The sequence below is a fragment of the Terrisporobacter sp. genome (genome assembly GCF_017888745.1).
GTDB lineage: Bacteria > Bacillota > Clostridia > Peptostreptococcales > Peptostreptococcaceae > Terrisporobacter.
Genome location: NZ_JAGHFM010000053.1, coordinates 1 through 2,565 on the forward strand (window position 1 = coordinate 1; position 2,565 = coordinate 2,565).

Here is a 2,565-nt window from a genome sequence, read left to right on the forward strand (position 1 = left end):
AAATGTTAGAAATGGTTCAAAACATATCTAACATGGTAAACATACACTACATAAGACAAAAAGAGCCAAAAGGACTAGGACATGCAGTTCATTGTGCAAAAAGTTTCATAGGAGATGAGCCTTTTGCCGTATTACTTGGTGATGATATCGTAGATGCTGAAACTCCTTGTCTAAAACAAATGATAAACGCTTATGATGAGTACAAAACTACAATACTTGGAGTTCAAGAAGTAGCTAGAGAAAATACTAATAAATACGGTATACTGGATGTAAAACACATAGAAGATAGAGTTTACAAAGTAAAAGACATGGTGGAAAAGCCAGATGTTGACAAGGCTCCATCAAATATTGCCATACTTGGTAGATACATAATAACTCCAGAAATATTTAACATATTAGAAAATCAAGAGCCAGGAAAAGGTGGAGAGATACAATTAACTGATGCTCTACAAACTTTAGCAAAAAAAGAAGCTATCTATGCTTATAACTTCGAAGGAAGAAGATATGACGTAGGTGATAAATTAGGTTTCTTAGAGGCTACTGTTGATTTTGCTTTAAAAAGACCAGAGCTTAGAGATGATTTCATTGATTTTTTAAGAAGCAAAGCAGAAACAATAAGAAATGAAGAAATTTTAAAAGAAGTAGCAGTAACTACTGAATAACTATAAAGTCAAGGGTTACCTTGACTTTATTTAAATTACAACAAGGATTAAAAATTTAATATATATATTATAAGTGTAAAATAATTAATTTAATATAAATTATAAAAATCATTATAGAGATTTGGGGGCAAATTTATGAAAAATATAATAAAGTTAAAACCATTTTACAGTGAAAAGATTTGGGGATATGAAGAGTGGTGCTTATCTACTCATAGGAATGGGAACTCTACAATAAAAGATAGTGATATGGCTTTAATTGATAAATTAGGCAAGGAGTTACCAATTCTTAATAAAATTATTCAAGCAAATGATACGCTATCAGTTCAAGTACATCCAGATGATGAATTTTCTAAAAAATATGAAAATGATAATGGAAAGACGGAGTGTTGGTATATACTAGAAGCTAAAGAAGATGCATCTTTAATATGTGGTATAAAGCCAGGTCATACTAAAGAAACTTTTGAGAAAGTAATAGAATCTGGTAATATTGAAGAAGAATTAGAAACAATCAGTGTTAAGCCTGGAGATATGATTTACATACCAGCAGGAACAGTACATGCTATAGAAGGTGGACTTAAATTAATTGAAGTTCAGCAAAGTAGTGATGTCACATATAGAATGTATGACTGGGGAAGAGATAGAGAAATGCATATAGAAAAATCTCTTCAAGTAATAGATTACGAAGGAAAAAATAAGGGTGGTAAAATAGAAAACTTTACAAAGTTAGAAACTCCATATTTTATAGTTGAGAAAATCTGTGTTGATTCTGAATACAAAGATTATGTAAGTGAAGACTTTCATTCATATACAGTGATAAGCGGTAGCGGAAGTATAGGAAGTGGAGATGAAGTTTTAACATTAGATAAAGAAGAAACTATTTATATACCTAATGGTGTAGAGTATACTATTACTGGTAATATAGAATTATTAAAGTCCTATGTAAGTAAAGAATATAAAACTTCTGAAGAAAAAATATTGGCAGAAGCATAATATGTTATAACTAAAAATATTTAATTTATAAGAATAGCTTAGCACAGAAGAAGTGCTAAGCTATTTATATAATTATTGAATTATTTTATATATTGACTAGAAACATATCCAGTTTTATTGTTGTATTTTACTTTGTACCAACCAGAAATACTCTTATCAACTATTGTAACTTTAGAACCTTTTCTGATAGTAGTGATTATACCAGTAGAAGTAGAAGCACCTTTTCTAAAGTTAACATTAGCAGTAGTAGTTCCAGTACTAGAAGTAGCTGGAGGGTTAGAAACACTTCCGTTTATGCTTACATATTGGCTAGAAAGATAACCAGTTTTCCAGTTGTAATTAACTTTATACCAACCAGAAATACTTTTATCGATAACGTCAACTTTAGTTCCTTTAGGAATAGTTGTTATTCTAGAAGCAGAAGTAGAAGCACCAGTTCTAAAGTTAACATTAGCAGTAGTTACTCCAGTTTCAGAAGAAGTAGCTGGAGGAGTACTAGGTTCTTCCGGTGTTGGCTGAGAAGGCGTCTCAGGTACACTAGGTTCTTCTGGTTGAGAAGTAGAACCTATGTTGAATGTTTTTAAAGTAGTATAGTTCAAGTCAACATTACCGCTTATACCAGATACTGTACCTTTGTCAGTATATTGCCACATTGAGTAAGGTTTACCCAATGTATTTTTGTTGTTGTATTGAGCGCACCATACATTGCTTGAGAATAATATATTGTTGTGGTAATACTTACTACTGAAATCAGGGTTAGTATATAGACCAGTTTCATATCCTTGAGATTTAATTGTATTCATGAAAGTATTAGCCATATCAGTTACTAAATCTTTTGTAACAGTAACATCTTTATCATGTCTATTATCTACACTATCATACTCATAATCGAAGAAAACAGGATAAGAAATAC

Annotated in this window: 3 protein-coding genes; 2 read left to right on the forward strand and 1 reads right to left on the reverse strand. The window is 30.8% G+C overall.

From position 1 onward, the window contains the following. The coding region (locus tag J7G74_RS02210; protein ID WP_297131318.1) for a UTP--glucose-1-phosphate uridylyltransferase at window positions 1-662 on the forward strand (662 nt) is incomplete at its 5' end. Between the two features lie 135 nt (window positions 663-797). Next, window positions 798-1,652: a type I phosphomannose isomerase catalytic subunit gene (locus J7G74_RS02215; protein WP_297131321.1), complete on the forward strand. Its 855-nt coding sequence runs from the start codon at window positions 798-800 to the stop codon at window positions 1,650-1,652. Window positions 1,653-1,732: 80 nt separating this feature from the next. Here J7G74_RS02215 and J7G74_RS02220 read toward each other — a convergent pair. Beyond that, the coding region (locus J7G74_RS02220; RefSeq protein ID WP_297131323.1) for an SH3 domain-containing protein at window positions 1,733-2,565 on the reverse strand (833 nt) is incomplete at its 5' end.

What these genes read in the sequence shown, in the direction of transcription:
- J7G74_RS02215 (WP_297131321.1), top strand. Translation starts at nt 798, where the DNA reads ATGAAAAATATAATAAAGTTAAAACCATTTTACAGTGAAAAGATTTGG.